29 protein-coding genes and 1 riboswitch are annotated in these 26,517 nt (G+C 66.8%); of the genes, 11 read left to right on the forward strand and 18 right to left on the reverse strand.

The genetic code is table 11. The features are described 5' to 3' along the window. The first annotated feature begins 2 nt into the window (after positions 1-2). Positions 3-509: a YkgB family protein gene (locus J6525_RS30360; protein ID WP_092080144.1), complete on the forward strand. Its 507-nt coding sequence runs from the start codon at positions 3-5 to the stop codon at positions 507-509. A 565-nt stretch (positions 510-1,074) separates the two neighbouring features. Here J6525_RS30360 and cobF read toward each other — a convergent pair. The 6 genes from cobF to cbiE are packed head-to-tail and all read right to left on the reverse strand — an operon-like array spanning position 1,075 to position 6,204. Further along, positions 1,075-1,824, reverse strand: a complete 750-nt coding sequence (gene cobF, locus J6525_RS30365; RefSeq protein WP_092079967.1) for a precorrin-6A synthase (deacetylating) — start codon at positions 1,822-1,824, stop codon at positions 1,075-1,077. Positions 1,825-1,831: 7 nt separating this feature from the next. Further along, the gene (gene cobA, locus J6525_RS30370) at positions 1,832-2,560 is read right to left on the reverse strand and encodes a uroporphyrinogen-III C-methyltransferase (protein WP_092079963.1); all 729 of its coding nucleotides are present in this window, start codon (positions 2,558-2,560) and stop codon (positions 1,832-1,834) included. Beyond that, the gene (locus J6525_RS30375) at positions 2,557-3,867 is read right to left on the reverse strand and encodes a cobyrinic acid a,c-diamide synthase CobB (protein WP_092079960.1); all 1,311 of its coding nucleotides are present in this window, start codon (positions 3,865-3,867) and stop codon (positions 2,557-2,559) included. The genes cobA and J6525_RS30375 overlap by 4 nt, the downstream gene beginning before the upstream one ends. Continuing rightward, positions 3,864-4,661, reverse strand: coding sequence for a precorrin-4 C(11)-methyltransferase (cobM, locus tag J6525_RS30380; RefSeq protein WP_225647424.1), 798 nt, complete (start codon positions 4,659-4,661; stop codon positions 3,864-3,866). The genes J6525_RS30375 and cobM overlap by 4 nt, the downstream gene beginning before the upstream one ends. Beyond that, complete coding sequence (locus J6525_RS30385; RefSeq protein WP_312009976.1) at positions 4,658-5,026, reverse strand: cobalamin biosynthesis protein; 369 nt, start codon at positions 5,024-5,026, stop codon at positions 4,658-4,660. The genes cobM and J6525_RS30385 overlap by 4 nt, the downstream gene beginning before the upstream one ends. Next, entirely contained in the window at positions 5,023-6,204 is a 1,182-nt protein-coding gene (gene cbiE, locus J6525_RS30390) for a precorrin-6y C5,15-methyltransferase (decarboxylating) subunit CbiE (protein WP_225647426.1), read from the reverse strand. The genes J6525_RS30385 and cbiE overlap by 4 nt, the downstream gene beginning before the upstream one ends. Between cbiE and J6525_RS30395 the strand changes: the two genes are divergently transcribed. Further along, on the forward strand, positions 6,203-6,952 hold the full coding sequence (locus tag J6525_RS30395; protein WP_225647427.1) for a cobalt-precorrin-6A reductase: 750 nt from the start codon (positions 6,203-6,205) through the stop codon (positions 6,950-6,952). The two genes, cbiE and J6525_RS30395, sit on opposite strands and share 2 nt — an antisense overlap. On the opposite strand, the gene cobJ is transcribed toward J6525_RS30395, so the two are convergent. Genes cobJ through J6525_RS30430 form a run of 7 tightly spaced genes read right to left on the reverse strand, consistent with a single transcriptional unit; the run spans position 6,928 to position 14,835 of the window. Then, on the reverse strand, positions 6,928-7,662 hold the full coding sequence (gene cobJ, locus J6525_RS30400; RefSeq protein WP_225647428.1) for a precorrin-3B C(17)-methyltransferase: 735 nt from the start codon (positions 7,660-7,662) through the stop codon (positions 6,928-6,930). The genes J6525_RS30395 and cobJ overlap by 25 nt on opposite strands. Then, entirely contained in the window at positions 7,659-8,390 is a 732-nt protein-coding gene (locus tag J6525_RS30405) for a precorrin-2 C(20)-methyltransferase (protein WP_225647430.1), read from the reverse strand. Before J6525_RS30405 ends, cobJ begins: the two co-directional genes overlap by 4 nt. A gap of 2 nt (positions 8,391-8,392) precedes the next feature. Further along, positions 8,393-9,022: a precorrin-8X methylmutase gene (locus tag J6525_RS30410; protein WP_225647432.1), complete on the reverse strand. Its 630-nt coding sequence runs from the start codon at positions 9,020-9,022 to the stop codon at positions 8,393-8,395. Beyond that, positions 9,022-10,185: a precorrin-3B synthase gene (gene cobG, locus J6525_RS30415; protein WP_225647433.1), complete on the reverse strand. Its 1,164-nt coding sequence runs from the start codon at positions 10,183-10,185 to the stop codon at positions 9,022-9,024. Before cobG ends, J6525_RS30410 begins: the two co-directional genes overlap by 1 nt. Further along, entirely contained in the window at positions 10,182-13,430 is a 3,249-nt protein-coding gene (cobN, locus tag J6525_RS30420) for a cobaltochelatase subunit CobN (protein WP_225647434.1), read from the reverse strand. Before cobN ends, cobG begins: the two co-directional genes overlap by 4 nt. Next, entirely contained in the window at positions 13,430-14,464 is a 1,035-nt protein-coding gene (cobW, locus tag J6525_RS30425; RefSeq protein ID WP_225647436.1) for a cobalamin biosynthesis protein CobW, read from the reverse strand. The genes cobN and cobW overlap by 1 nt, the downstream gene beginning before the upstream one ends. Next, positions 14,461-14,835, reverse strand: coding sequence for a DUF1636 family protein (locus tag J6525_RS30430; protein ID WP_225647437.1), 375 nt, complete (start codon positions 14,833-14,835; stop codon positions 14,461-14,463). The genes cobW and J6525_RS30430 overlap by 4 nt, the downstream gene beginning before the upstream one ends. A 94-nt stretch (positions 14,836-14,929) precedes the next feature. Then, positions 14,930-15,141: riboswitch (cobalamin riboswitch) on the reverse strand. Positions 15,142-15,177: 36 nt separating this feature from the next. Between J6525_RS30430 and cobO the strand changes: the two genes are divergently transcribed. After that, a complete protein-coding gene (gene cobO, locus J6525_RS30435; RefSeq protein WP_225647438.1) occupies positions 15,178-15,831 on the forward strand; it encodes a cob(I)yrinic acid a,c-diamide adenosyltransferase in 654 nt (217 codons plus the stop codon). An 11-nt stretch (positions 15,832-15,842) separates the two neighbouring features. Beyond that, on the forward strand, positions 15,843-17,291 hold the full coding sequence (locus tag J6525_RS30440; RefSeq protein WP_225647440.1) for a cobyric acid synthase: 1,449 nt from the start codon (positions 15,843-15,845) through the stop codon (positions 17,289-17,291). Between the two features lie 200 nt (positions 17,292-17,491). Here the strand turns inward: J6525_RS30440 and cobD are convergent, their stop codons facing one another. Further along, entirely contained in the window at positions 17,492-18,460 is a 969-nt protein-coding gene (gene cobD / locus J6525_RS30445) for a threonine-phosphate decarboxylase CobD (protein ID WP_225647441.1), read from the reverse strand. An 11-nt stretch (positions 18,461-18,471) separates the two neighbouring features. Continuing rightward, positions 18,472-19,413: an adenosylcobinamide-phosphate synthase CbiB gene (gene cbiB, locus J6525_RS30450; protein ID WP_225647442.1), complete on the reverse strand. Its 942-nt coding sequence runs from the start codon at positions 19,411-19,413 to the stop codon at positions 18,472-18,474. A gap of 148 nt (positions 19,414-19,561) precedes the next feature. Here cbiB and cobU point away from each other — a divergent pair, with 148 nt between their 5' ends. From cobU to J6525_RS30475, 5 genes are read left to right on the forward strand one after another with little or no spacing between them, the layout of a single operon-like run. Continuing rightward, complete coding sequence (cobU, locus tag J6525_RS30455) at positions 19,562-20,065, forward strand: bifunctional adenosylcobinamide kinase/adenosylcobinamide-phosphate guanylyltransferase (protein ID WP_225647444.1); 504 nt, start codon at positions 19,562-19,564, stop codon at positions 20,063-20,065. Between the two features lie 32 nt (positions 20,066-20,097). Further along, positions 20,098-20,730, forward strand: coding sequence for a 5,6-dimethylbenzimidazole synthase (gene bluB, locus J6525_RS30460; protein ID WP_225647456.1), 633 nt, complete (start codon positions 20,098-20,100; stop codon positions 20,728-20,730). Continuing rightward, positions 20,708-21,052, forward strand: coding sequence for a hypothetical protein (locus J6525_RS30465; protein WP_225647446.1), 345 nt, complete (start codon positions 20,708-20,710; stop codon positions 21,050-21,052). Before bluB ends, J6525_RS30465 begins: the two co-directional genes overlap by 23 nt. Further along, positions 21,049-21,261, forward strand: a complete 213-nt coding sequence (locus J6525_RS30470) for a CbtB domain-containing protein (RefSeq protein WP_141339884.1) — start codon at positions 21,049-21,051, stop codon at positions 21,259-21,261. Before J6525_RS30465 ends, J6525_RS30470 begins: the two co-directional genes overlap by 4 nt. Before the next feature lie 10 nt (positions 21,262-21,271). Beyond that, complete coding sequence (locus J6525_RS30475) at positions 21,272-22,018, forward strand: CbtA family protein (protein WP_225647448.1); 747 nt, start codon at positions 21,272-21,274, stop codon at positions 22,016-22,018. Here J6525_RS30475 and J6525_RS30480 read toward each other — a convergent pair. After that, the gene (locus J6525_RS30480; RefSeq protein WP_225647450.1) at positions 22,001-22,828 is read right to left on the reverse strand and encodes a dienelactone hydrolase family protein; all 828 of its coding nucleotides are present in this window, start codon (positions 22,826-22,828) and stop codon (positions 22,001-22,003) included. The genes J6525_RS30475 and J6525_RS30480 overlap by 18 nt on opposite strands. A 104-nt stretch (positions 22,829-22,932) precedes the next feature. Between J6525_RS30480 and J6525_RS30485 the strand changes: the two genes are divergently transcribed. Then, positions 22,933-23,859, forward strand: a complete 927-nt coding sequence (locus J6525_RS30485; RefSeq protein ID WP_225647451.1) for a GlxA family transcriptional regulator — start codon at positions 22,933-22,935, stop codon at positions 23,857-23,859. 32 nt (positions 23,860-23,891) lie between these two features. On the opposite strand, the gene J6525_RS30490 is transcribed toward J6525_RS30485, so the two are convergent. Further along, the gene (locus J6525_RS30490) at positions 23,892-24,587 is read right to left on the reverse strand and encodes a DUF4336 domain-containing protein (protein WP_225647460.1); all 696 of its coding nucleotides are present in this window, start codon (positions 24,585-24,587) and stop codon (positions 23,892-23,894) included. A 212-nt stretch (positions 24,588-24,799) separates the two neighbouring features. Between J6525_RS30490 and J6525_RS30495 the strand changes: the two genes are divergently transcribed. Continuing rightward, positions 24,800-26,161 carry a glycosyltransferase family 87 protein gene (locus tag J6525_RS30495; protein ID WP_225647452.1) on the forward strand — a complete coding sequence of 454 codons (1,362 nt, stop codon included), beginning with the start codon at positions 24,800-24,802 and terminating at the stop codon, positions 26,159-26,161. Here J6525_RS30495 and J6525_RS30500 read toward each other — a convergent pair. After that, on the reverse strand, positions 26,102-26,517 hold a 416-nt coding region (locus J6525_RS30500), incomplete at its 5' end, for an integrase core domain-containing protein (RefSeq protein WP_225647454.1). The two genes, J6525_RS30495 and J6525_RS30500, sit on opposite strands and share 60 nt — an antisense overlap.

A 26,517-nucleotide genomic window follows, 5' to 3' on the forward strand; every position in this document is an offset into this window, starting at 1 on the left:
CCATGACCACGCTTGCCAACACCACACAAAATCCGCTTGTCCGCGCGCTCGACAGGTCCGGCCTGCTGGCGGCGGATCTCGACTATCACATCGTCCGGGCCGCGATGGTGATCATGTTTCTGTTCTTCGGTTACCAGAAGTGGTTTCCGTACGAGTTCGAACGGCTGGTCCCGTTCATCAGCAACGGGCCGCTGATCTGGTGGCTGTACCCAGCGTTCGGCCACGCCGGCGCCAGCTACTTCCTTGGCGCCTCAGAGTGGACGTTCGGTTCGCTGCTGCTCGCGGGCTTCTGGGACAAGCGGCTCGGCGTGCTCGGCGCCCTCGGCTCGACAGGCACCTTCATCGCGACGGTCACCATCATCCCGTTCATGCCCGATGGCTGGGACGTTGCCGCCGGTGGCTTCCCCGCGATGACCGGTAACGTGCCGTTCCTGATGAAGGACGTCGTTCTGCTCGCCGTCTCGCTCTACCTGCTGCGACAGGACGTGGTTCGTCTGATCAGGCAATAGCTGATCGCGATTGATCGCCGGTGGGCCTCGGGCGTGCCGGCGATCGCGCGTTGTATTGAGCAGACGCAGCATCTCTCTCGAACACAACGACATGGCAGTCACCATTGTTGCACGGGTCCGGCGGCCCTTGCTCTTTAAGGCCGAGCCATAACCCATTGCCGAACTTGCATAATGCGTTGCGGCCACGTGCTCCGCGCGTCGGCTTCGCTGTCGCCCGCTCGACGACGCACCGCCGCTTCCATGCACGAATGATCCGGTAGCTCTCCGGCCATGAACATAGTTCCGCCGCGCGGTCTGCGCTAAAAAGGAGCGCCGGTGTTGTTCTGGGGTGAGTTGATGAAGAAGGACGACGTCACATGCCCGCGTTGCGGGGCTGGATTCCGACGCCTTGAGCTGGCATCCAGGTCAGGAAGTGAGGGCGAGTATCGCTGCCCGGTTTGCGAGACGACCCTCGAGCAGTTCGATGGCGACAGGCTCGTCGCCTACCGCCTGACCATCCAACCCTCGATTCGCGGGTTGAAGACCTAGCGGCCCCGCTGCATGGAATGCCGGAGCAAAATCTGGATCACGATTTCCGCTTCAGGACATAGCTATCCATGATCCAGCCGTGCCGCTCACGTGCCTCGCGTCGCGCGGCGACGATGCGAGGGCCGACCTCTGCCAGTTCTCCCGCCATGATGATCTGATCGGGCATGCCGAGATAGGCGCCCCACCAGATTTGCAGCCCGGCAGGATCCAGCGTCTGGAAGGCGGCGCCGCCGTCGAGCATCACGACCACGGTGTCGACGCCGGGCGGCCAACCGCCTTCGCGCAGCCGTCGGCCGGTCGTGACGAGGAACGGCTCGCCGATCTCGTTGAGCGGCAGCGCATGCGCCGCGCACAGCGCCTGGATCGACGTGATGCCCGGGATCACCTCGATCGATGGCAACGGATCGAGCCGTCGCGCAATCCGCAGGCTCGAATCGTAGAGCGAGGGATCGCCCCAGATCAGCAGGGCGACGCGTCCCTCCCTGCCGAGATGGCGCGCGATTTCCTGCGACCACGTCGCGGCGATCGCATCGTGCCAATCGTCCACGCCCTTGCGATAATCCTCTTCGCCGGCGTCACGCACCGGCAGGTCGAACTCGGCAATGCGTGTGCCGTCGTTGCTCAACGCTTCCGCGCAGATGGTGCGACGCAACTCGGCGAGATCCGACTTCGCCGTCCCCTTGCGCGGGATCAGGATCAGGTCGGCGGCATTGATCGCGGCGGTCGCAGCGAAAGTGAGCTGCCGGGGATCACCACAACCGATGCCGATCAGGGACAGCGTCAACATGGCCGCGTCACCCTCGTTCCGGCGCCAGCGCGCCGAACAGAATAACGGCAGCCGCCGTGGCCGCGCCGGCATGCGTGAGCTGTTCGGCCAGCGCTGCGATCGTGGTGCGAAGCAGCCGCTCGTCGGCGTGGCCGAGCGATTCCGCCAGCAGTGCGGGCGTGTCGGGCGCGAGGCCATGCGCGATCAGCCTTGCGGCCAATGCCGGGAAGGTCCGCCGCCCCATATAGACGACGGTGGTCGCTTCCGGATCGGCCAGCGCCGCCCAGTTCAAGTCCGCGGGCAGTTCGCCCGTCACATCGGCGCCGGTGACGAACTGGACCCGGCGCGAGGTCAGCCGGCGCGTCAGCGGGATGCCGGCCTGCGCGGCGGCAACCGAGGCCGAGGTCACGCCGGGAATGATCTCGTAGCCGATGCCGGCCGCGCGCAGCGCTTCGATCTCCTCCTCGAGCCGCCCAAAAATGCCGGCGTCACCGGATTTCAGCCGCACCACCCGCACGCCGGCGGCGGCATAATCGACCAGCAGCCGGCTGACATGGTGCTGCTTCGCCGACAGGCGGCCGGCACGCTTGCCGACCGCGACGAGATTGGCGCCGGAGCGCGCGAGATCGAGGATCGCGCCCGAGGCAAGATCGTCATAGAGCACCACATCGGCCTCGCGCAGCCGCGTTGCTCCCTTCATGGTCAGGAGCTCGGGATCGCCGGGACCGGCCGAGACGAAGGAAACGAATCCGCTCACCGGTCCTCCGCAATCAGATGGAAGAATGTACCCGTCGCACAGCCGCGCCGCGATCCGGTCTCCGCAACGATCGTACCGGTCGCATCACGCACCACCGCGAGCGGCGTGTCGGGCTGCGCGATGATCGTCGAATAGTGAAACTCGTGGCCGCGCAGGCGTGCGCCCGGGCCGTGGCCGGGCATCGGTGCGGCAAGCTCGGCGAGCCGGTAGCCCAGATGCATGCGGCGCTTGGCATAGCTCGTCTCAAGGCCGAGCAAGCCCGCCATCTCGTGGCGCACGCCGTCAGCATCGGTCAACGCGGTGCCCAGCACCATGTAGCCGCCGCATTCGCCATGCACCGGCCGCGTCTCGGCGAAGGCGCGGAGCTGCCCGAGAAATCGCCTGTTGGCCGCAAGCCGGCCGGCATGCAGTTCGGGATAGCCGCCGGGCAGCCAGCACACATCGGCGTCCGCGTCGGGGCCTTCGTCGGCAAGCGGCGAGAACGTCACGATCTCAGCGCCGGCCGCGCGCCAGGCTTCCAGCATGTGCGGATAGACGAACGAGAATGCGGCGTCGCGCGCCAGCGCGATGCGCTGGCCGGGCAGCGTGATGTCCAGGCTGGGCACGGCGGATTGCGGCGACCAAACGCGCGCCGAGCGCAGCACGGCGTCGAGATCGACATGCTCGGCGACGAAGCGCGCGGCTTCGTCAATCAGACCGTCGATCTGAGCCTGCTCTTCGGCCTGCACCAGTCCGAGATGACGCTTCGGCAAGGCGATCTCGGCGTGGCGCGGCAGCGATCCCAACACCGGGATGCCCGCGCCTGCCATGGCATTGCGCACCAGGGCTTCATGCCGTGCGCTCGCGACGCGATTGAGGACGACGCCGGCAAGCCGCACGCCGGCGCGAAAATCACGCAATCCCGCCGCCACCGCCGCCGCCGTCTGTGCTTGGCCGGAGGGATCGATCACCAACAACACCGGCCATCCCATCATCTCGGCGATGTCGGCGGTGGCGCCGGTCCCCGAGACGCCGCGCGCCGCGACGCCGTCGAACAGTCCCATCGAGCCTTCCGCCAGCACGAGGTCGGCATCCGCACCGCGGCCCGCCAAATGCGCGATGGCTTCGCGCGCCATCGCCCAACTATCGACGTTGACCGACGCGCGTCCGGTGGCAACCGCGTGAAAGGCGGGATCGATGTAATCAGGCCCGCTCTTGAGGCATTGCACCCTCACGCCGCGATTGCGATAGGCGCGCGCCAACGCCAGGGTCAGCGTCGTCTTGCCGACACCGGATGCCGGCGCGGAGATGACGAGCCCCGCGGTCATTGCGATGATTCCGGCGAAGACTCCGGAAAACGCGGCACCGCCCCGACCGGGCGGTAGCGGCGGTCGTAGTCGGCGGCATAGAGACGGCTCTCGGCGAATTCGTCCGCGCCGAGCGTCTTGCCGACCAGAATGAGCGCAGTGCGTTCGAGCTCGGGGCCGACGGCGGTATCGAGCGTCGCGAGCGTGGCGCGCACAATGCGCTGGTCCGGCCAGCTCGCGCGCCAGACGATCGCAACCGGGCAATCCGCACCGTAGTGCGGCGTGAGCTCGGCGATGACCTTGTCGAGCAGATGGATCGAAAGATGGATCGCCAGCACCGCGCCGGTCGCGGCAAAAGACGCGAGCGTCTCACCATCCGGCATCGCGCTCGCCCGGCCCGGCGTGCGCGTCAGCACCACCGATTGCGCAAGGCCCGGCAGCGTAAGCTCGGCCTCCAGCGCCGCCGCGGCCGCCGAGAAGGCCGGCACCCCTGGCGTGACCGAATACGGAATCTGCAGCGCGCGCAGCCGGCGCAGCTGCTCGCCCATCGCCGACCAGATCGAGAGATCGCCCGAATGCAGCCGCGCGACGTCCTTGCCCTCCGCATGCGCGGCAGCGATCTCGGCAATGATTTCGTCGAGCGACAGCGGCGCGGTGTTGACGATGCGCGCATCCAGCGGACAATGCGCCAGAACACCCGATGGCACCAGCGATCCGGCATAGAGACAAACCGGGCACGAGGCGATGAGATCGCGCCCGCGCAGGGTCAGCAAATCGGCAGCTCCGGGTCCTGCGCCGATGAAATGCACCGTCATTCGCCGTCTCCTTCCGCGATAGCCGCGATGGCCATCCGATCCTGTGACGCGGCCCTGACCGAGATCAGGCGCGCACCGCGCCCTGCTGCAGCGATCGCCGCAGCCTCGGCGACCGAACCCGTCCCGAATCTTGCCTCGATGAACTCGGATTGCGTTGCAGTCTTGATCTCGGCCAACGTCTCCGCGGGAATGCCCCGGATCGGTATTCCCAGTTGCTGCGCCAGCGCTTTCAACGCCGCCGCATCCGCCTTGTCACTCACCGTCGCAACGGCTGCAAGGCCGTCGGAACCGCCGGCCGCGTCGAGTGCGTCGCGCAAGGACGCGACACTGGCATTGCGCCTGAATCCGAGACCAGCGACTTTCATCGGAGCGCGCTCCATTGCACGATCGGTCGCGCGGCCTTCCAGGCGCGATAGCGGCCCAATGGCTCGGCCTGCGCGATCTCGAGGCGCATCAACTCGCCGCCATGACGCTGGTGCAGATCGCAGAGCAGCGCCTCTGTCTCCAGGGTCACCGCATGCGCGACCAGTCGCGTTCCCGGCGCGATCCGCGACCAGATCGCATCGAACATATCAGCGTCGAGGCCGCCACCGATGAACACGGCATGGGGCGCCGCCAGGTCCGATAAAGCGCCGGGGGCCTCGCCTTCGATGATCGTGATCCGGTGAGTCAAGCCGAAGCTCGCCGCATTGCTGCGGATGTTGGCGGCGCGTTCGCTGCGGGCTTCGACGGCGATCGCCATCCCTTCACACAGCGCCCATTCGATCGAGATCGAGCCCGAGCCCGCGCCGACATCCCACAGCCGCTCACCGGGCCGCGGCGCAAGCGCCGACAGCGCAAGCGCGCGGACCGGCCGCTTTGTCAGTTGCCCGTCATGCACAAAGAGCGCGTCGGCAAGACCCGAGCTGCGTGCGATTCCCTGCGCTCCCCGCGCCTCCAGCGCGACTGCGACCAGGCTATCGCCTGAATCACCCGCATACGAGTCGGCGCGATGCTGCGTGACGGACTCACGCGGTCCGCCAAGCGCCGCAAGCGTCCATATTGCCGACGCCCCCCAACCACGCTCCGTCAGCCAGCGCGCGAGGTCGGACGCCGCCTTGCCGTCGCGTAGCAGGCAGATGATCCGCGCATCGCGCACGAGATGCGGCAACAGCCGTTCGAACGGTGCGGCATGAAGACCGAGACAGACAGCATTCTCGATACGCCAGCCCAAACGAGCCGCCGCCAGTGAGAACGTCGACGGCGCGGAGTGCGCGACCCATTCGCCGAGCCGCAGCTTCTCGACAAGGCTTCCGCCGACGCCATGCCAGAACGGATCGCCCGACGCGAGCACCACCGTCGGACGGCCGCGACAGCTCAGCACGATGTTCGCATCGAACGGCACCGGCCAGGCACGGCCGCGGTCGGCGATGCCGGCGAGCGCGAGGTGCCGTTCGCCGCCGAAGACTGCTTCGGCTTCACGGAGCGCCTTTCGGCTTGCATCGGAGAGGCCGGCAAGGCCATCTTCGCCGATGCCGATGATGGTCAACCACGGATTATCCATGATGCGCGCCCTGATCCTGGGCGGAACGGCCGACGCCAATCTGCTCGCCGCTGCGATCGCAAGTGCGGGGATCGACGCGGTCTATTCCTATGGAGGGCGCACCGCTGCGCCCGCCGAACAACCTCTCCCGACGCGAATCGGCGGTTTCGGCGGCGTTAGCGGTCTTGCCGATTATCTGCGTCGCGAAGCCATCACGCATGTGATCGACGCGACGCATCCCTTCGCGGCCGAGATGAGCCGCAACGCGATCGCGGCATGTGCGCAAACCACGACGCCGTTGCTCGCGCTCGAACGCGCGCCCTGGGACAAGACATCCGGCGATCGCTGGGTCGAGGTAGCGGACGTCGTCTCCGCGGCCGCGGCGTTGCCGGGCAGCCCCGCCCGCGTGTTCCTCGCGATCGGCCGCCAGCACGTCGCGCCGTTCGGCGCCCGGCCGCAGCATGCCTATACGTTGCGTTTCGTCGACCCGCCCGAGCAAGCGCTGCCATTGCCCGATGCCGACGTCATCGTCTCGCGCGGACCATTCACGCTCGAGGGGGAGCTCGCGATGATGCGCGCGCGTCGCATCGAATGGATCGTCGCTCGCAACTCCGGCGGAACCGGCGCGCGCGCCAAGATCGACGCCGCCCACGCGCTTGGCCTTCCCGTCATCATGATCACGCGGCCGTCGCTGCCCGACAGACCGCGGGTAGAGACCGTGAACGAAGTGATGGAATGGCTCGGTCATCGGACCTGCCTCGGCGCATAGACCCAGCGGCCGACCCGCCGTGTCGCCGAATTGCCGACGATCACCAGCGTCCGCATGTCGGCCATCTCCGGCCTTGCGTCGCGCAGTTCGACCGTATCGATCCGCTGCTCGGGCGTGCTGACGGCGCGCGCGAAAACCACGATCCGCTCGTCACAGCCGGCCTTGCGCAAGATCTCGAGCGCGCGCCCAAAACCTTCCTGCCGGCTGGCCGAGCGCGGATTGTACATCGCGATCGCGAAATCCGCTTCGGCCGCAAGCCGCAGGCGTTTCTCGATCAGCGGCCATGGCTTGAGATTATCGGAGAGGTTGATCGCACAAAAGTCATGACCGAGCGGCGCGCCGGCGCTTGCGGCTGCCGCCAGCATCGCCGTCACGCCGGGCAGAACGCGAATCGGCAGGTCGTGCCATTGCGGCGCGTCCTCGAGCGCTTCGAACACGGCCGATGCCATCGCAAACACGCCGGGATCGCCCGAGGACACCACGACGACGTGGCCCCCTTCCGACGCAAGCCGCAGCGCCTCGCCGGCGCGCTGCAACTCTACGCGATTATCCGAGGGATGCAGCGTGAGCCCGGCGCGCGGCGGCACGCGCGTCACATAGGGCGCATAGCCGACGATGTCGGTCGCAGCCGCGAGCGCAGCAGCGACCTCCGGCGTGATCAGCGCCTCATCGCCCGGTCCGAGCCCCGCGATGGTCAGCGTGCCGGTCATTGCGCGGCCTCCCTGCGCCGCCCCTGCCCGTGCACCAGCACGATCGCAAAATAGGGACAATCGGCCTCGCCGACATCTGCAAGCCGTGCGACGCTCTGGTCCGGCATGGTGCCGCGTTCGACCAGCCACGCATCATCGAGGCGCCCTGCGTACGCCAGCGCGCGGCGAATCTTCGGAAGATTGCGACCGGTCTTCATGACGACCAGCGCGTCGGAGCTGCGCATCCGCTCGGCGAGCTCCGGCTCCGGCAGCGTCCCCATCAAAACGGTCGTCACATCGTCGGCCAGCGCAATCGGCTGCCCCACCGAATTCCAGCAGCCGACCATGCCGGGAATGCCGGCGATCACCTCGATCTCGACACGCCCCTGCAGCCGCGCATGCAGATGCATGAACGAGCCATAGAAATAGGGATCGCCCTCGCAGAGCACGACGATGTCGATCGCGCGCGCAAATCGCGCCAGACGCTCGGCCCATTCGTCATAGAAGTCAGCCAGTAGCCGCGCATAGTCCGGACTGTCGAACGCGATCTCGGTGGTGACCGGATATTCCATCGGATATTCGCTGACGTCAGCAGCGAGCAGGCCTTCGACAATGCGGCGTGCCTGCCCCGGCTGGCCCTTCTTGCGAAAATAGGCGACGTGCTTCGCGGCACGCACAACGCGGTCGGCGCGCACGCTCATCAGGTCCGGATCGCCTGGGCCGAGGCCGCAGCAGATGATGCGTCCCATCGCTATTCGCTCCGGCTCGCCAGCGCATTGACGGCGGCAACCGTGATCGCCGAACCACCGAGCCGTCCCTCGACCGTTAGCGCCGGCGCGGGGGGCTCAGCCATCAATGCCGCCTTGGATTCCGCCGCGCCGACAAAGCCGACCGGACAGCCGATGATCGCCGCCGGCCGTGGGCAATCGGGATCTTCCAGCATGTTGAGCAGATGGAACAGCGCCGTCGGCGCATTGCCGATCGCGACGATGGCGCCGCCCAGATGCGGCCGCCACAGCTCGAGCGCTGCCGCGGAGCGCGTGTTGCGCATCGATTGCGCGAGTGCAGGTACCTTGACATCGCCGAGCGTGCAGATGACGGCATTGCCGGCCGGCAGCCGCGCGCGCGTGATTCCTTCCGACACCATGCGCGCGTCGCAGAGGATCGGCGCGCCCTCCTGCAAGGCCGCCCGTGCGCTCGAGGCCATCCCGGGCGTGAAGCGAACATGCGCTGCCAGGCCCACCATGCCGGCGGCATGAATCATGCGCACGACCACCGGCTCCTCGTCTGGCGTGAAGCGGGCAAGGTCGGCCTCGGAGCGGATGGTGGCAAAGGACTGGCGATAGATCGTCGCGCCATCGGTCTCGTAGACGTGTGGCATCAGCGGCCTCCCGTCAGCACGGAGGGATTTGCGACGAGGTACGAACTGCTCAACCCTCGGATGACCGGCGCATCCCGCGTCGTGCCGCGGGGTATCAGATCAAAGCCGTTGTCTGTCGCAACGAGGGTAACATCCGCAGAACCGGAATGGGCACAGCCCTTGGCGCAGCCGGAGACGTGAAGCCGCGCATCAGGTGGGATATGCCGCGCGAGCGCCGACGCCAGCATACGCGTATCCGCATGCGCATCGCCGCAGCGCGGTGCGCCGCTGCAGGCGACCACGCGCAGCCTCGGATCGCCGGCATCAGTCACGAGGTCCGCCCCACCCGGCATCTCGCGCATCCCCTCCACCAGCATCATCCGCCACGGCGTCATGCGGAGAGCCTGCGCGCACCCGGCGAGATCGTTGAGCGTCTGGTGCGGCATCTGCCCGAAGGCGACGCCAACCATCGCGCCCGCCGGAAAGAGGCCAGGCGCAGGGTCCACCGATCGGGCCACGGGCTCGGCATCGCCGCGAAGTGTCTCGGGAACGCTCGCACCGCCGGCCAGATGAGCCGCCATCCGCCGTTTCTCACCCTTGGTTCCGCCGGAGGCGACGAACCATTCGGCCAGCGCCAGCGCCACCTGCACAGCCTCGCTCCGCGTGACCGAAAGCCCGCGCTGTGCGCCATCGGCACGTACCAGCAGTCCGCCGTTGCGGTCGCGCTCGATCCTGATATCCGCGGACGCACCGGCCAGCACCCGCGCGTTGCCGTCATCGATTGCGAAACCGAACTTCGTTGGAAGATCGAGCGACACGCTGGCAAGCACCTGCTCAAGCTCGGTCGCGAGCGAGCGCGTCTCGTCGACGGCAGTCCAGAACGGCGTTACCAGAATGTTGCGCTGCGCCTCGATGTCCGCGCGTGCGTCCAGCAAGCCGAGCTCGGCGAGCCCGTCGATCAACGGTGGATGGCCTTCATCGCTGACGCCGCGAATCTGGAGATTGGCGCGACTGGTCAGGTCGATCAGGCCGTTGCCGTATCGGGCCGACAGCCTGGCGATTCCCGCTGCCTGCGCCGCGTCCAGCCGTCCGCCGCGCGGGCGAATGCGCACCACGAGGCCATCGCCTGAGTGCATCGGCCGCAGCGCGCCTGGACACCAGCCCTTGACCGCCACCGCGCTCATGAGGCCTCCTGCAACGCAGCCGCGATCGAATTGCGCCGCGTCTGCCACAGCGAGGCTTCATGCAATCGCGTGAAGCAGGTTTCGATCGCAGCCAACGCCGCCGGGTTCTCGCGCGCCATGAAGCCGCGAACCTCGTCATTGCCGAGCGTCGCATCGTAGTAGAGATCGAACAGATGCGGCGGCACCGCGCCGGCAAGATGGGCGAACGCCGCCATGTGCTCCAACGTCGCTGTGATTTCGGCGGCACCACGGAAGCCATGGCGCATCATGCCCGCGATCCAGGCAGGGTTGGCCGCGCGCACCCGCACCACCCGTGAGATTTCCTCGGTCAACGCCCGGGCATGCGGCTGATCCGGCCGCGTCGCATCGAGGTGATAGAGCGATGGGGCTTTCGTGCCAAGGCGCCGGGCCGCCGCCGCGATGCCCGCCTCGTGCGCGGCGTAGTCGGCCGCCAGCAGCAGATCGGTCTCCGGCAGATCCTGGGTGTGAACAAAACTGTCCGCAGCCGCGAGCCGCGCCTCGATGCCGGCGCGATCGGGCCGCATCTCGCCGTCGGATGCGAGAGCCCACGACGATGCCGACAGCCAGGCTTCGCCGGCCGCCTCGCGCGCCTCCGGTGTGAAGACATCGGGGACCGACGAAATACCAACGCCATAATGTCCGGGGCGAGGACCGAACACGCGCGAGATGCGCTGCTGGTAAGGATTCTCGTCCGTCTCATCGCTGCGTTCGGACAACGCCTCCGCTGCGGCTTCGAACAACTGGGCCAGCCCTGAGAAGACGTCGCGGAACAGCCCCGACACCCGCAGCGTGACGTCGATGCGCGGCCGGCCGAGCTCCGCCGGCGCGATGATGTCGTAGCCCGACACCCGCCCCGATCCATGATCCCAGCGCGGCGCGATGCCGGCGAGGTGCAGGGCCATCGCAAAATCCTCGCCCGCGGTGCGCATCGTCGAGGAGCCCCAGAGGTCGACCACGAGTCCCTTCGGCCAGTCGCCGTGATCCTGCAAATGACGGCGCAGCAGCTCTTCGGCAAGCTTCACGCCTTGGGCATGCGCCGACGGCGTCGGCACCGCGCGCGGATCGACCGCAAACAGGTTGCGTCCGGTCGGCAGCACGTCGCTGCGTCCGCGATAGGGCGAGCCCGCCGGCCCCGGCGCCACGCGCCGCCCCGCGAGCGCAGCGCGCAGCGCCGCCCTCTCCGCCTCGCCGCAAGCGCCCTGCCCGAACACATGCAGGCCGTCGCCGAACTGGCTTTCCTTGAGGTCGCAGACGAAACGATCGATCTGCGGAATGGCTTCGGCCGCCGAGACCGACGCGGCGAGACCGAGATCGTCCTCCAGCCCGGCGATGCGCGCTTCGTCGCGGATCGCGGCGATCAGGCGCTGCCGCCGCGCCGGATCGAGACCATCGGCGGTCGAATACTCATCGAGCAAGCGCTCGAGACGGCGCAGGCCTTCGGGGACCGCGGCCTTCGCGAGCGGCGGCGGCAGATGACCGATCGTCACGGCACCGATCCGGCGCTTGGCCTGCGCCGCCTCGCCGGGATCGTTGACGATGAAGGGATAGACAACAGGCAGATCGCCGATCAGCGCCTCCGGCCAGCATGCGGATGACAGCGCAACCGACTTGCCGGGCAGCCATTCCAGCGTGCCATGCGCGCCGATGTGGACGACGGCATCGATGGCCTGCTGCCTGAGCCACAGATGGAACGCGACATAGGCATGGCGCGGCGTGCGCGCCAGATCGTGGTAATCGGCGTCGCGCTGCCCCACCTCACCGCGCTCCGGCTGAACGGCGATGACCGATTTGCCGCAGCAGATCGCCGCGAAATGAAATGCGCCGTCACGGCAATCGGGATCATCCTCCGGCGCGCCCCATGCGCGGCTGAGATCGTCCTGCAGCAGCTCGGGAAGGCCGGAAAGCGCCGCGCGATAGTCGGCGACGTTCCACGTCAGGGTCCTGCGCAAAAGAATGTCGCCCAGCGACTCCACCGGCTCAAGGTCAAATCCCGCGCCCGCGAGATCAGCCAGCATCGCCCCGACCGAGGCAAGCGCATCGAGGCCGACGGCATGCGCGACCTGATGTGGACGGCCGGGATAGTTCGATAGCACCAGCGCAAGCCGCTTCTTCTGTGCCGGCTTGCCGGCAAGCCGATGCCAGGCGGCCACGCGTGCGGCAATTGCAGCGACGCGCCCGGCATCCGGTCGATGCGCAAGATGCGCGAATTGCAGCTCGGGATCGCGCTCACCAGGCGATTTGAAGCTGACGACGCCCGCGAACAGGCGGCCGTCGACCTCCGGCAGCACCACATGCATCGCGAGATCGCCGGGCGAGAGCCCGCGGAGCGACAAGGCCCAATCCTCGCGCCGCGCGGTCGACAAAGCGACCTGGAACACCGGGCATGATGCAGCGTCGAACGGCGTCGTGCCGTCGTCACCGGCCGCGGAAAACGCGGTCGCATTGACGATGGCCGCTGGAGCGCATTGCGCAAACTGAGCGCGCAGCCAATCCGCCACGCCCGCCGCCTTCAGCGAGGTGACGAACACACCGTGGGCATCAAAGCCCCTCTCACGCAATGCATCGATCAATGCATCGACCGGCGCCGTATCGCCTGCCGCGAGGTAGGAACGATAAAACGTCACCAGCACGCGCGGCCGGCCGTCCGATGCCGGCAACGCCGCGATGGCACCGCGCCGGGAATCGTAGACGCCGATCTCGGGAAGATCGATCTCGCCGACCACCGGCCCAGCATAGAGTCCGGACGCCAGCGCCAGCTGCGCGATAACGGCCTGCGCGGCAACCGGGCCGCCTTTGTCGCACAGCACCTTCAGACGGCGCAGCGTCGAGACCGGCAAGGTCGAGAATTCATCGAGCCGCAGATCGTCGCGGCCATCGGCCGGTAGCACCACCAGGGCGATGCCGCGCTCCTTCGCCAGCCGATGCACCGCGGCCAGCCCGTATGACCAATAGGGCTCGCCGCCGATCAGCCGCACCAGGATGCCGCGCGCGTGCGACAGCGTCCGCTCGATATAGGTATCGACCGACAGCGGATGGCGCAGCTCCGCGAGGTTGGCGAGCCGCAGCGACGGCAGCGCAGCACGGCCGCGCCGCCAGCCGGCCGCGAAGGCAGCAAGATCGCTGTCGGAAAACGACAACACCACGAGATCGGCCGGATCCTGGCCGAGGTCCCTTGGCGTCGCGGTCTCCTCAAGGCCGCGGCTCTCGCGGAAGACGACGTGCATCAGACACCAAGCCGTGCCCTGATCGCGGCTTCATCGATGTCGGCATGTTCGCCGATCACGACGAGCTTCGACTGCCGCGCCCGGGCGCCCCAGGGCATGTCGAACTGATGCCGCACCCGTTCGCCGACCGATTGCACCAGCAGCCGCATCGGCTTGCCTTCGATCGCGATGTAGCCCTTGGCGCGCAGCACGTTCTGCTCGCGCGCCAGCCCCTTGATCGAGGCGACCAGCGCGTCGACATCCGAAACTTCCGGAAGATCGATCACGACGGAATTGAAATCGTCGTGCTCGTGTTCCTCCTCGCCATCGTGATGCGACGGCCGCGCCGCGAGGTCGTTTTCAGCCGCCGCCTCGAGCCCGAGGATCACGCGCGCGTCGATCGTGCCGTCGACGACAGGCAACATCGGCACCTCGCGCGGCATCTCGGCCGCGATCACCGCTTTCGCCGCCTTGACCCCTTCCGCCCCGGCGAGATCCGCCTTGGTCAGCAGCACGATATCGGCACAGGCGATCTGGTCCTCGAACACTTCCGACAGCGGCGTCTCGTGGTCGAGATTGTCGTCCGCCGCACGCTGCGCATCCACCGCGGCCGGATCAGGCGCAAAACGGCCGGCGGCGACGGCCTCGGCATCGGCGAGCGCGATCACGCCGTCGACCGTGATCCGCGAACGGATCTCCGGCCAGTCGAACGCTTTCAGCAGCGGCTTCGGCAGGGCGAGCCCCGAGGTCTCGATCACGATGTGATCAGGCTTCACGTTCCGCGCCAGCAACTGCTCCATCGCCGGGATGAAATCGTCGGCGACGGTGCAGCAGATGCAGCCATTGGCGAGCTCGACGATGTTCTCGGCCGGACAATTGGCGTCGGCGCACGACTTCAGGATGTCGCCGTCGACGCCTTCGCTGCCGAATTCGTTGACCAGCACCGCGAGCTTCTTGCCGTTGGCATTGCGGATCAGATGCTGGATCAGTGTCGTCTTGCCGGAGCCGAGAAAGCCGGTCACGACCGTGACAGGAATTTTGGCGAGCGTGGTCATTCTGCGGCCTCCGGCACGACGGCGATGGGTGGAATGCGGGCGAGCGATTGCTTGCGGAAGATTTCCGGACGGCTGCGCCACGGCACGATGCCGTCGGGCGCCGCCGCATAGGCGGAGGCACCGGCGATCACATCCGCGGCATTGGCTTCGGACAAGCGGCCGTAGACATAGGACCAGCGCCCCGGCGCGCTGAGCGCGACCGAGCAACCCTGGCTGCAGGCCGACAGGCATGCGACGGGAACCAGATTGACGTCATCGGGCACGCCGGCCTCGACAAGCGCGGCATGCAGGCGTGCACCGGGCGCGAGCTCACCTTCCGCCGGCGTCTGGCCGGCGCGGCAAGTGATGCAGACATGAAGTGTGACGCTCATCGCCCTTCCTGGATTGACAGCGGGAAGCGATGAGGCACACGAACCGATTTTGGACAGGTTCGTTCCCCGTCGCGGAACACCCCGTCCGCCGGTTTCACAACATGCTGCGTTGGCAGGTCTCCCGGCTTGCGGAGCAGGTTTTACCCTTCGATGCCCACCTTCCCGACTCCGTATGGAATCAGTGGCTTGGGCATCTCTCCGGTCACGGTCGCGGGGGCGGCTGCGCTTCGGACCCGATTTAGCGGAGCCCTATCGCATTCCCTCTTCGCCTGTCGTAGGACAGGAACCAACGCGGGACCACCATTCGTCCAAGCCTCGCACTTGTCAAGCCGAAGGAATGTGATGACTTCTGATGGAAAGGGCGCTGAAGACGGCGCCGTCGGCACCGATCTCTCGCTGGATACGCGCCACGCGGACAAGATGGCGAAAAAGAAGGCCGCCCGCGACCGCATCATGGCGACCAAGAGCGGTGAAAAGGGCCTGATCATCGTCCATACCGGCGCCGGCAAAGGAAAATCCTCCTCCGCGTTCGGCATGATCGTGCGCTGTGTGGCGCACGGCTTTCCCTGCGCCGTGGTGCAGTTCATCAAGGGCGCCTGGGATACCGGCGAGCGCCGCCTGCTCACCGGGCATTTCGGCGATCTCTGTCAATTTCACGCCATGGGCGAAGGCTTTACCTGGGAGACGCAGGATCGCGCCCGCGACATCGCGGCAGCGCAAGCCGGCTGGGAAAAGGCCAGGCAGCTGATCGCGGACCCGAGCCTGCGCATGGTCGTGCTCGACGAGATCAACATCGCGCTACGCTACGATTACCTTGCGATCGCCGATGTCGTCGACTTCCTGACCACGTCGAAGCCGCCGATGACCCATGTCGTGCTCACCGGGCGCAATGCCAAGGACGAATTGATCGAGATTGCCGACCTCGTCACCGAGATGACGCTGGTGAAGCATCCGTTCCGCTCCGGCATCAAGGCCCAGCCGGGCGTCGAATTCTGACAGACATCTCCATGGCGCGCGCATTGATGATCCAGGGAGCCGGCTCGGACGTGGGCAAATCGCTCATCGTCGCCGGCCTCGCGCGCGCCGCGAGACGGCGCGGCCTGCGCGTGCTGCCGTTCAAGCCGCAGAACATGTCGAACAACGCCGCGGTGACCGTCGACGGCGGCGAGATCGGACGCGCGCAGGCGTTGCAGGCGCTCGCCGCCGGCGTCGAGCCGCACACCGACATGAACCCGGTGCTGCTCAAGCCCGAGACCGATGTTGGCGCCCAGATCATCGTGCACGGCAAACGGATTGCCACCGCACGCGCGCGCGAATATGCCGGCATGAAACCATCGCTGATGGGCGCGGTGCTGGAGAGTTTTGCGCGCCTGAAGCAGCGCGCCGATCTGGTGCTGGTCGAGGGCGCCGGCAGCCCCGCCGAGGTCAACTTACGCAAAGCCGATATCGCCAATATGGGTTTTGCGCGCAAAGCAGACGTGCCCGTGGTGCTGGTCGGCGACATCGACCGCGGCGGCGTGATCGCGCAGCTCGTCGGCATCAAGACGGTGATCGACCCTGATGATGCCGCGATGATCCAGGGCTTTATCATCAACAAATTCCGCGGCGATCCGACATTGTTCGATGACGGCTATCGCTTGATCGAAGAGCGCACCGCCTGGCGCGGATTTGGCGTGCTGCCCTGGTTCGTCCGCGCCGGCGAACTTCCGGCCGAAGATGCGCTCGGGCTCGGCGAGGCGCGCAAGCCGGGCCAGTGCAAGATCGCGTTCCTTGCGCTGTCGCGGATCGCCAATTTCGACGACCTCGATCCGCTGAAGCTGGAGCCCGGCGTCGATCTCGTGATGGTACGTCCGGGCGAAGCCATCCCGGGTGATGCGAAGCTCGTCATCCTGCCCGGCTCGAAATCGACCCGCGGCGATCTCGCCTTCCTGCGCGCGCAGGGCTGGGACATCGATCTCCTCGCGCATCATCGCCGCGGCGGCCATGTCCTCGGCCTGTGCGGCGGATACCAGATGCTTGGACACAGCGTCGCCGACCCCGATGGGATCGAAGGTCCTGCCGGCGAAACGCGCGGGCTCGGGCTGCTCGATGTCGCAACCACCATGACCGAACAGAAGACGCTGACGCGCGCCAGCGCGGTGCATGCCGCGACCAGCCAGCCGATCAGCGCCTATGAAATCCATATCGGGCGCACCGACGGGCCGGATCGCGCGCGGCCTTTTGCATCACTCGACGGTACGGCTGAGGGCGCTGTCTCCGCAGATGGGCGCGCTCACGGCAGCTATCTGCACGGCCTGTTCGCCTCGGACGAATTTCGCAAGGCTTTCCTCGCGCAACTCGACATCGCGGCAGCTGATCAGCCCTACGGCGCCAGGGTCGAGAGCGCGCTCGACGCGCTTGCCGAGCACATCGAGACCCATCTCGATGTCGAAGGCCTGCTCGCGCTGGCGCGTTAATGCGAGATGATTCCTGGTCGAACAGCGACGGCGCTGTACCCCCTCTCCCCGTTCTTCACGGGGAGAGGGTTGGGGTGAGGGGCGTCTCCGCATATCCGGTGATAGCTGCGTTCGCGGAGACTCCCCCTCACCCGGAACGCATCTGGCGATGCGTTCCGACCTCTCCCCGCACGCGGGGCGAGGTGACGCTGAGATCGTCGCTAGACCGAAGACAACACGGCGGAAAGGCGCGACCACTCGGCCTCGCTGCCCGGCAAGCCGAGGCGCAGCCATCCCGGTTTCTGCTGGAAGACCCGCGACCAGATCTGCGCGCGGGCAAGTTTCTCCTGCGCAGCCAACGCATCGCCGGTCCCGTAGAGCCGGAACAGCAACGTGCCGCCGACCAGCGTCCAGCCCTGCGATCGCGCTACTGCATCGAGCCTGACGCAGTCGTCCGCGAGCCGCGCAGCCGTCGCCGTTGCCCAGTCGTGATCGAGCAACGCGCGCCGCCCGATCGCGATTGCTGCTCCCGAAACTGGCCAAGGGCCCGCCATCGCGGCAAGCGTGGCGATGTCCGCCTCGCTGCCGATCGTGAAGCCGAGGCGCAAGCCGGCAAGTCCGTAAAACTTGCCGAAGGAGCGCAGGATCAGCAGCCCCGCGCGTCCTGCTTCCGGTGCAAGGGACAGGTCAGGAACAGCGTCCGCAAAACTCTCGTCGATGACGAGCCGGCCAACGCGCGGCAGCAGTGCCAGCAACTCGCGCCGATCATGGCGCCGTCCGTCGGGATTGTTCGGGTTGACGACGACGGCAATGTCCGCTCCTGCGAGCGCGGCGAGATCGGACACCTCGGCGACGTCCCAGCCGGTGGCCGACAACACCGCGGCATACTCATTGTAGGTCGGCGCCAGAATCCGCGCTCGGCCGCGAGACGCCAGATGCGGCAGCAACTGAATGGCGGCCTGCGCACCGCCCATCGCCACGATCGGCGCCTTGGTGGCATAGGCCTGCCGCGCGGCGTCGTGCAGCGATTCAAGATCGGATCGCGACGGCAAGGCGCTCCATAGCCGCGGCTCGACATCGACCAAGGGATACGGCACCCGATTGATCCCGGTCGATAGGTCGATCCAGTCGTCCGCGGCGCCGCCGAAGCGCTGCCGGGCGACATCAAGATTCCCGCCGTGCTCACGCATGCGCCGCTCCTTCACGCCAGCGCCAGGGCGACGAACGCCGCAGCCAACAGCACCATGGCGTAGCGATAGAGTTTCAACCCGGTGAAGACGTCAGCGGCAGCCGGATCGCGCGCCCCCTCGTTCAGCCAGGGCTCATCTGCGATGTGACCGTGATAGATGCGGGGACCGCTGAGCCGCACGCCAAGCGCGCCGGCCATCGCAGCTTCCGGCCAGCCGGCATTCGGCGAGCGATGCCGGCGCGCATCGCGCAACATGCATGACCACGCATGCGAACGGTTCGGCGCGAGCAGCACGAACAGAACACCCGTCAACCGCGCCGGAATGAGATTGGCGAGATCGTCGATCCGGGCGGCCGCCCAGCCAAAGGCTTCGTGCCGCTCGGTGCGATGACCGATCATGGAGTCCAGCGTGTTGATCGCCTTGTAGCCAAGGATCCCCGGCAGGCCGAACAGCGCACCCCAGAACATCGGCGCCACAATGCCGTCGGATGCATTCTCGGCGAGGCTCTCGATGGTGGCGCGCGCGATGCCGGCGTCGTCGAGCGTTGCCGGATCACGCCCGACAATCTGCGCGACCGCCGAACGTGCGGCCGTGATGTCGCCGGATGCCAAGGGACTTGCCACCGCGGCGACATGGTCATGCAGCGAGCGCACGGCCACCAGCGGCCATGCCAGGACGCCGACAAGGACGACGCGCACCCATCCGGACGTGAGCACGGACTGAACGGCCCAGCCGAGCGCAATCACCAGCGCGATCACCAGGATCGCAGCCGCAATGCCAGCCACGCGACGAAACGCCGGCGGGTCGGAGGCGCGGTTCCAGGCGCTATCGACAAGATTGATCAGCCGGCCGAGCCAGGTCACGGGATGGCCGATGCGGGCAAACAGCCACGCCGGCCAGCCGATCAGGGCATCCACCGCCATCGCCACCGCCATCGCTCCCGCAAAACCCACGCAACCCTCTTCTCACTGCGATCCCCCTGATGCGCAAGACATCGGCCGAGCGCAAGCCCTCCGGGACGGATTTCGGCTTTGTCTTTCTCCGCGATTGGTGGTTAGAGCGTTTGTGAACGACGTGCGTACCGGTCGCACAGGAGATGATATGGCCGTCATTCTGATCACGGGGGGAGCCCGGTCCGGCAAAAGCCGGCGCGCCGAATTTCGTGCGCGCAGCTTTCCGGGACAGCCGGTCTATATCGCGACCGCCGAGGCGCTCGACGCGGAAATGGATGAGCGGATCGCCAAACATCGCGCGCGGCGCGGCAGCGACTGGATCGAGCGCGAGGTGCCGCTCGATCTCGTTGAAGCGCTGTCCGGGACCGATGGCGCTGGCGCGAGGCTGGTCGATTGCCTGACGCTTTGGCTATCCAATCTGCTGCATGCCGGGCGCGATTGGTCGCAGGAAGTGACGCGGCTGGCGGATGCGCTGTCGCGCCAGCACGGCCCGGTCGTGCTGGTCACCAACGAAGTCGGTCTCGGCATCGTGCCGGACAATGCATTGGCGCGGACTTTCCGCGACGCCGCAGGAATCATGAACCAGACTATCGCCGGCATCGCAGACGAGGTCGAGTTCGTCGTTGCGGGCCTGCCGATGAAGCTTAAATGAAGTCCGAGATCGATCCTGCCAAAGGCCCCGCAATGGTCTCATTCGACGATGCGTTTCGCCGGCAACTGCACGAACTGTTCGTGTGGCGGCGCGACGTGCGGCGGTTCCGAACCGATCCGCTGCCGGATGGCACGATCGAGCGGCTGATCGAGATCGCCTGCCTGTCGCCTTCGGTCGGCCTGAGCCAGCCCTGGCGGTTCGTCATTGTCGACGACGAGGCACGCCGCCGCGCTGTCATCGACGACTTCAAGGCCTGCAACGCCGATGCGCTGCGGTCCTATTCGGGCGAGCGCGCCACAAAATATGCCGCGTTGAAATTATCGGGCCTCGAGGAGGCGCCGGGACATCTCGCCGTGTTTGCCGAGAAGGCCGACCAGATCGGCGCCGGTCTCGGCCGCGCGACGATGCCGGAGACGTCGGAATATTCCGTGGTGGCCGCGATTTGCTCGATGTGGCTTGCCGCGCGCGCCGAAGGCATCGGCATCGGCTGGGTGTCGATCCTCAATCCCGATCGCATTCATGGCGTTCTGGAAATCCCGGACTCCTGGAAATTTATCGGCTATCTCTGCATCGGTTACCCCCAGACCGAGTGCGACCGCCCGGAGCTCGAACAGGCCAAATGGGAATCGCGGCGAGGTCCGGATGAATTCACCATCCGACGCTGACCGAGCCCCTGCCGGCGACGGCACCTTGAGCTGTGACGCGCACTGGCGCGCCGACATCGCCTCGCTGGTCTTTCCCGTGCCGGAGCACCGCGCTATCTGCGCGGTGCATCGGGGCGCCTTTCGCACGCTGCTTGGCATCGACCCGACGGTGGACGCATGCCTCGCCCATTTCAGGCGGTTTGAACCAGCCTTCAAGGCAGCCGCACGCGCCAAGATCGAGCGCAAGCGCATTCCCCCTGGAACAAATTTGCATCTTACCAGTCGCGACATCACCCGAAAGCTGCTAGAAGCCGATCAAATCGAATGTGGAGAACGACCATGAGCCAGTCCCAGACCGCGCAAGCCCAGGTTACTCAAGCTCAGGTCACGCATCTTCCGATCGCTACCCGACAGGTCGGACGGCTTGCGCAGTCGTTGATAGCCATGACGCTCGGCCTGTTCATCGTCGGCGTGGTCGGCTTCTCGCACATCGACGTGATCCACAACGCCGCGCATGACGTGCGTCATTCCAACGCCTTCCCCTGCCACTGATCTCGTTGGCATGAGCACGTTTCGCTCGATCGTCTTCTCGTCGGTCATTGCCGGGTTCATCGTCGGCCTGATCGTCACGGCGGTCCAGCAGTTCGGCACCGTTCCCCTGATCCTCAGGGCCGAGGTCTACGAGAAGGCGGCCACGCACAAGCACGACGCCGCCGCGCCACCGCAGGCGATCCTCGTCCATGATCATGCGGATCATGATCATGGCGCGGAGGCCTGGGAGCCGCGCGACGGTTTGGAACGCAACGTCTATACCGCGGGGGCAAACATCCTGACCGCGATCGGTTTTGCGCTTCTGCTCTGCGGCTTCCTCGCGGTTCGCAGCGGCGCGACCGGCGAGCAGATCTCGTGGCATGAAGGCCTGATGTGGGGCCTCGCCGGTTTCGCCGTCTTCACCATCGCTCCGGGCCTCGGACTGCCGCCTGAATTGCCGGGGGTCCCCACCGCTCCATTGCTTTCGCGCCAGATCTGGTGGGTGACGGCGGTGCTGGCGACCGCAGCCGGCCTCGGGCTGATCGTGTTCCGGCGCTCGATGCCGGCCGCCATCGCCGGCGTGGTCCTGATCATGCTGCCGCATCTGATCGGCGCGCCCGAGCTGGAGCATGTCGAGACCAGCGTGCCTTCGTCCCTGTCGCATCAGTTCGTGGTCGCCGTCACGCTGACCAGTCTGGTGTTCTGGTCCCTGCTGGGCGGCCTGACGAGCGCCGCATTCGCTTATTTCGATCGGCCGGGCTCATCCGCTCACGGGTGACAGCCGCTGCCGGAAAAACGCCAGGATCTCATCGCGAGCCGCGATGGTCGGCTGGCCGGCCTCGTCGATCAGATGCACCGTCACGACGCTGTGCGGTGTCGTGACGAAATTCCGGAAGAACGGCGGCACATCGCGGTTCGCCGCGCTGTCGGGAAGCACCCGCCCGATGAATCGGTCGCCGAGCGCCTCGCGATAGGCCGCAAAGCGCTGCGCCATGCAGAACTTGTCGCCCTCAAAGCGATAGGCCAGCACGGTCAGGTCCTCGCGCTCCAGCCGCTCGCGGACCGCCCTGACCTCCTCCGGCGCGATCTCGATCCCCGCCGGATCGTTCAATGGCAATGACGGCTGCGAGAGCACCGGCGCCAGCATCGATGGCTCCAGCATCATGGTGAGCGCGAAATTGCCGGTAAAGCACATCCCGATGGCCCCGACACCGGGACCGCCGCATTCGCCATGGGCAAATCGCGCCAACCCGCGCAGCCATTGCGTCACGGGACTGGACTGGTTTGCGACCATCGCACGAAACTCCGCACTGACGCAGGCGCGCTGAAACACCGCGGCGCCCTCCTCAGCGCTCGCGACGGCGCCGTCGCGGCCGAACAGCGACGGCATATAGACGGTGAAGCCGGCATCGCGAACCCAGCGGGCGAAGCGCGCCACATGCGGGCTGATGCCCGGCATCTCCGCCATCACGATCACCGCAGGACCTGCGCCGCCAACATGGACGGTCTTGCCGGACCCATCGAGGGTAATCAGGCGGCGCTCGAAATCCTCGAGCGGATCGTCCTGGGTCATCGGCCGGTTCGGCATCGGCGGTCCTCCTGATCGAGATCGGCAGCGTCTCGGCGTCAGAGTTGCGATTTTCCGGCCCGGCAGCTAGTGTCAAAAATGACATTGATCGCGGATTTTATGACATGACCAGGATTGCGGTTGTCGAGATCGACGGCTGCCTCGCGTCAGCGGCCGCCATCACCCACGACGTGCTGGCCACCGCCAACCGGATCAGTACGTCGAAGCGCGCGCGCTTCGAGGTGACGACGCTGCGTTATGGGCCGAGGCGGCGCGCCGCCCGATTGCGCGGCGCCGACCTTGTCATCGTTCCGGGGCTCGGCTCGGCGTCGGCCGATGCACTGGAGCGGAAGCTGGCGACACCGGCGTGTCGGCACGCCCGCGACATGCTGGTCACGGCGTTCGCGAGCGGCGCGATGCTCGCCGCGTCCTGCGCCAGCAGCTTCCTGCTCGCGGAGACCGGCCTGCTCGACGGCAAGCGAGCGACCACGACATGGTGGTTCGCGCCGCTGTTTCGGCAACGCTATCCGAATGTCGAGTTGATGACGGAGCGGATGGTGGTGGCCGACTGGCCGATCGCAACCGCCGGCGCGGCGATGGCGCAGATGGACCTGATGCTTGCGGTAATCACGCGTTTCGGCAGCCCGGCGCTGGCCAAGGGCTGCGCCAACTACCTGCTGCTTGGCGAGCGGCATTCGCAGGCGCCGTTCATGGCGATCAATTATCTTGCCAGCCAGGACCCCAAGGTTGCCAGGGCCGAGAAATGGGTGCGCAGCAACATCGCGCGCGACTTCACGGTCGGAGACGTTGCCACCGCCGTCGCGCTGACGCCGCGGACATTTGCCAGACGGCTCGAGTCGATCTGTGGCGTGTCGCCCATTCAATTCGTGCAACGCATCAGGATCGAGACGGCGCGGTCGTTGCTAGAGACCACGCGCCTGTCGGTCGAAGAGATCGCGGGCAAGGTCGGATATGCCGAGCCCTCGACCCTCCGCCGGCTGATCCGGCGCGAAACGCGGCATTCGCCGCGGCATTTCCGTTCAGGCGGTTGATCCGCAACGACGCCACATCAGCGATGAAATCATCACGCCGAGAGCCATGCGAAGGCGCGGCGCAAGAATGCCGGCGCATCCTTTTCGACTGGCGTGCCATGGGCCATCAGCACCCTTTCGGCGGGCCACGCCAGAATCCTCTGTAAGGCCGCACGCGCGGCACGGCGGCCCGTGAAGGCAACGCGGAACTTGCGCGGCACCGACGGCTCCGGCCCGACCATCAGGTCGAGTTTCGCGATCGTCGCGCGCCAACCCGAGACCAGTTCGGGAGGAATCTGCTGCAGCAAGTCGGTGAACAGCACGGTGCCGCTTTCGACATGGAAGAACACCACCTCCGTGGTGATCAGGTTGCCGCGCATCACCACCTGATCGATCTGTCCGGCCCAGTCGAGGCTCGGCCCATCCGCGAGATCGGCATCGAAGCCGAGGTCACGGCGCCGCTTGCGCAGGCCCGGCGGGGCGTGGAGCACAGCGGCAGGATAGGCCTGCTTCCACTCGGCGAGGAACAGATGATGCAGCGAGTTGGGCGCCACGATGTGCCTGACCTGGCCGAGCGCGTTGACGCCGGCCTGCAATTGCTCCGTCAACCGGACCGGCGACCAGATGAAAAGGGCACCGTCCGCCAGTCTGACGACGGCCATCCGGGTCGGATAGTGAAACCCGACGATCGCAAGGTTCGGCCCCCCGGCAATCCAGATGTCGTGGCCGAACTGCTGCAATATCGCCATTTGCGATGAAACCTGACCGTAGATCGCCGCATGCTGCCGCCGGCGTTGCGGGTTCATTTACCATGCCCGGCGTGACAGGCCGCGGACAAGGGGCAATGTCGATCATCGGTTCTGATTGCGCCGCGGCCAATTGCAACGATCGGGTTTACGCAACCTTAGACGATTTGATCCAAATGTTGCGCGTGCACGACGCGATTGGGATGAAGCGGCCGATGTCGCAAAAGTCGGACCTCGAGGGACACAGGGTGGCCTTCGCGGATGACGCCGCGCGTCACCTCGCAGCGGATGACGCAGGTCATGGCGCTGCGATGCCGCGCGCAACCATCAACCGAAGCCCGAATGCGTCCACAGGTCAGCCGCAGACGGCAATCGCGCATTCACCGCAGTCCGGCGCGGGCGTGCTGGTCTCCGCGCTGCGTGAGGCCGACTGGCTCACGGCTGACCGTGTCACCGCCTTCACCCGCATATTTCTCGTCCTGTTCATCGCCTGCATCGCGATCATCCCATGGGCTGCGCCGACGATGGATGTCGGCCATGATTTCGCGGCGTTCTGGACCGCGGCGAAGCTCGCGCTCGAAGGCCGCGCCGGCGACGCCTATGGCGACGCAGGCCGCGCCGCCGTAGCCGCCGTGCTCGGTCAGCACACCTACGCACCGTTCTTCTACCCGCCGACGTCGCTGCTGTTCTGGCTGCCCTTCGCACTGGTTCCCTTTGCAACGGCGGCCGTCATCTGGATCTTCGCAACCGGCGCCGCCTATGCAGCCGCGGTGAGAGCCATGCTCGAGCGCGGCTCCGTCGCTCCCGCGCTCGCCTTTCCCGCCGTGTGGGTGTGCGCGCTGTTTGGACAGAATTCGCTGTTCTCGGCGGCCCTGCTCGGCGGATCGGCCGTCACGCTGGACCGCTACCCGGTGATCGCCGGCGCGTTGCTCGGCTGCTTCAGCTACAAGCCGCAGATCGCGCTGCTTGCGCCGCTGGTGCTGATCCTCACGCGGCGCTGGCGCGCGCTGGCTGCTGCGGCCGCAACGACGCTCGTGCTTGTGCTGGCGGCCACCGCCTCCTTCGGGATCGATCCGTGGATCAAGTTCGTTGCCGTTCTGCCGGAGGCAAGCGCCTGGAGCCTCGGCGGCGGACCCGGTTTCGAGAAGTTCGCCAGTCCCTATGCCGCGGTCAGGCTGGCCGGCGGATCCAGCAGCACGGCATGGCTCGTCCAGGTGACCGCGGCCGCGATCGCGATCGCCGTCCTGGTCCTGGTGCTGCGAAAACGTCCCGGCGGCGCCGCCGAGATCGCGCTGATGGTGGCGATGACCGGCCTGTGCGTGCCGTCACTCGGCAACTATGAGGTCGTGATCCTGGCGATCCCGGGCGCGTGGCTGATCGCGCAGGCGCTTGCACAGGGCTGGCTGCCCTATGAACGCATCGCCCTTGCGGCGCTTTATTTGACGCCATTCGCCATGGTACCTGCGGGCGCCAACGGCCTGCAACTGGCACCGATCGCCACCGCGGCAGTTGCCATCCTAGTCGTGCGCCGCATCAGGCATCTGCCCCTGCTGGACGGCGAAATCGTGCAGGCCTGACGCCCTAAGCGAAGGTATGACCCACAAACGCCGACCCATATTGGGTGTCGTCCCTGCCTTCGTGTTCAGTCCCGTGAGTTTAGCAACGGCCTGGATCGGGGCCTGGTAGCCGAGGCATTTGAGGCGAGTCCGGTTGTAGTCGTGGACGAACTTGGCGATGAAGGCGTCGCGATCGGCATGGTCGATGAAGGTCCGCCGGGCGCTGCCGCGCTTTTGTTCGCGGCCAATGGCTTCGGCGATACGCCGGTTGAAGCGTTCGACGAGGCCGTTGGTCTGCGGGTGGTAAGGCTTGGTCAGGCGATGCTGGATGCCGCGCTGCTTGCAGAGCCGATCAAAGGGGTGGTCGCCGGAAGGTT

Source organism: Bradyrhizobium australafricanum, assembly GCF_020329495.1.
GTDB lineage: Bacteria > Pseudomonadota > Alphaproteobacteria > Rhizobiales > Xanthobacteraceae > Bradyrhizobium > Bradyrhizobium australafricanum.

What these genes read in the sequence shown, in the direction of transcription:
- J6525_RS30440 (WP_225647440.1), top strand. Translation starts at nt 15,843, where the DNA reads ATGGCGCGCGCATTGATGATCCAGGGAGCCGGCTCGGACGTGGGCAAA.
- cobF (WP_092079967.1), bottom strand. Translation starts at nt 1,824, where the DNA reads ATGTTGACGCTGTCCCTGATCGGCATCGGTTGTGGTGATCCCCGGCAG.
- J6525_RS30395 (WP_225647427.1), top strand. Translation starts at nt 6,203, where the DNA reads ATGATGCGCGCCCTGATCCTGGGCGGAACGGCCGACGCCAATCTGCTC.
- J6525_RS30405 (WP_225647430.1), bottom strand. Translation starts at nt 8,390, where the DNA reads ATGGGACGCATCATCTGCTGCGGCCTCGGCCCAGGCGATCCGGACCTG.
- cobU (WP_225647444.1), top strand. Translation starts at nt 19,562, where the DNA reads ATGGCCGTCATTCTGATCACGGGGGGAGCCCGGTCCGGCAAAAGCCGG.
- cobJ (WP_225647428.1), bottom strand. Translation starts at nt 7,662, where the DNA reads ATGACCGGCACGCTGACCATCGCGGGGCTCGGACCGGGCGATGAGGCG.
- cobM (WP_225647424.1), bottom strand. Translation starts at nt 4,661, where the DNA reads ATGACGGTGCATTTCATCGGCGCAGGACCCGGAGCTGCCGATTTGCTG.
- J6525_RS30490 (WP_225647460.1), bottom strand. Translation starts at nt 24,587, where the DNA reads ATGGCGATATTGCAGCAGTTCGGCCACGACATCTGGATTGCCGGGGGG.
- J6525_RS30470 (WP_141339884.1), top strand. Translation starts at nt 21,049, where the DNA reads ATGAGCCAGTCCCAGACCGCGCAAGCCCAGGTTACTCAAGCTCAGGTC.
- J6525_RS30430 (WP_225647437.1), bottom strand. Translation starts at nt 14,835, where the DNA reads ATGAGCGTCACACTTCATGTCTGCATCACTTGCCGCGCCGGCCAGACG.
- J6525_RS30375 (WP_092079960.1), bottom strand. Translation starts at nt 3,867, where the DNA reads ATGACCGCGGGGCTCGTCATCTCCGCGCCGGCATCCGGTGTCGGCAAG.
- J6525_RS30360 (WP_092080144.1), top strand. Translation starts at nt 3, where the DNA reads ATGACCACGCTTGCCAACACCACACAAAATCCGCTTGTCCGCGCGCTC.
- cobD (WP_225647441.1), bottom strand. Translation starts at nt 18,460, where the DNA reads ATGCGTGAGCACGGCGGGAATCTTGATGTCGCCCGGCAGCGCTTCGGC.
- bluB (WP_225647456.1), top strand. Translation starts at nt 20,098, where the DNA reads ATGGTCTCATTCGACGATGCGTTTCGCCGGCAACTGCACGAACTGTTC.
- J6525_RS30485 (WP_225647451.1), top strand. Translation starts at nt 22,933, where the DNA reads ATGACCAGGATTGCGGTTGTCGAGATCGACGGCTGCCTCGCGTCAGCG.
- cobO (WP_225647438.1), top strand. Translation starts at nt 15,178, where the DNA reads ATGACTTCTGATGGAAAGGGCGCTGAAGACGGCGCCGTCGGCACCGAT.
- J6525_RS30410 (WP_225647432.1), bottom strand. Translation starts at nt 9,022, where the DNA reads ATGCCACACGTCTACGAGACCGATGGCGCGACGATCTATCGCCAGTCC.
- J6525_RS30495 (WP_225647452.1), top strand. Translation starts at nt 24,800, where the DNA reads ATGTCGCAAAAGTCGGACCTCGAGGGACACAGGGTGGCCTTCGCGGAT.
- cobN (WP_225647434.1), bottom strand. Translation starts at nt 13,430, where the DNA reads ATGCACGTCGTCTTCCGCGAGAGCCGCGGCCTTGAGGAGACCGCGACG.
- J6525_RS30480 (WP_225647450.1), bottom strand. Translation starts at nt 22,828, where the DNA reads ATGCCGAACCGGCCGATGACCCAGGACGATCCGCTCGAGGATTTCGAG.
- cobW (WP_225647436.1), bottom strand. Translation starts at nt 14,464, where the DNA reads ATGACCACGCTCGCCAAAATTCCTGTCACGGTCGTGACCGGCTTTCTC.
- J6525_RS30385 (WP_312009976.1), bottom strand. Translation starts at nt 5,026, where the DNA reads ATGAAAGTCGCTGGTCTCGGATTCAGGCGCAATGCCAGTGTCGCGTCC.
- J6525_RS30475 (WP_225647448.1), top strand. Translation starts at nt 21,272, where the DNA reads ATGAGCACGTTTCGCTCGATCGTCTTCTCGTCGGTCATTGCCGGGTTC.
- J6525_RS30465 (WP_225647446.1), top strand. Translation starts at nt 20,708, where the DNA reads ATGAATTCACCATCCGACGCTGACCGAGCCCCTGCCGGCGACGGCACC.
- cbiE (WP_225647426.1), bottom strand. Translation starts at nt 6,204, where the DNA reads ATGGATAATCCGTGGTTGACCATCATCGGCATCGGCGAAGATGGCCTT.
- cobG (WP_225647433.1), bottom strand. Translation starts at nt 10,185, where the DNA reads ATGAGCGCGGTGGCGGTCAAGGGCTGGTGTCCAGGCGCGCTGCGGCCG.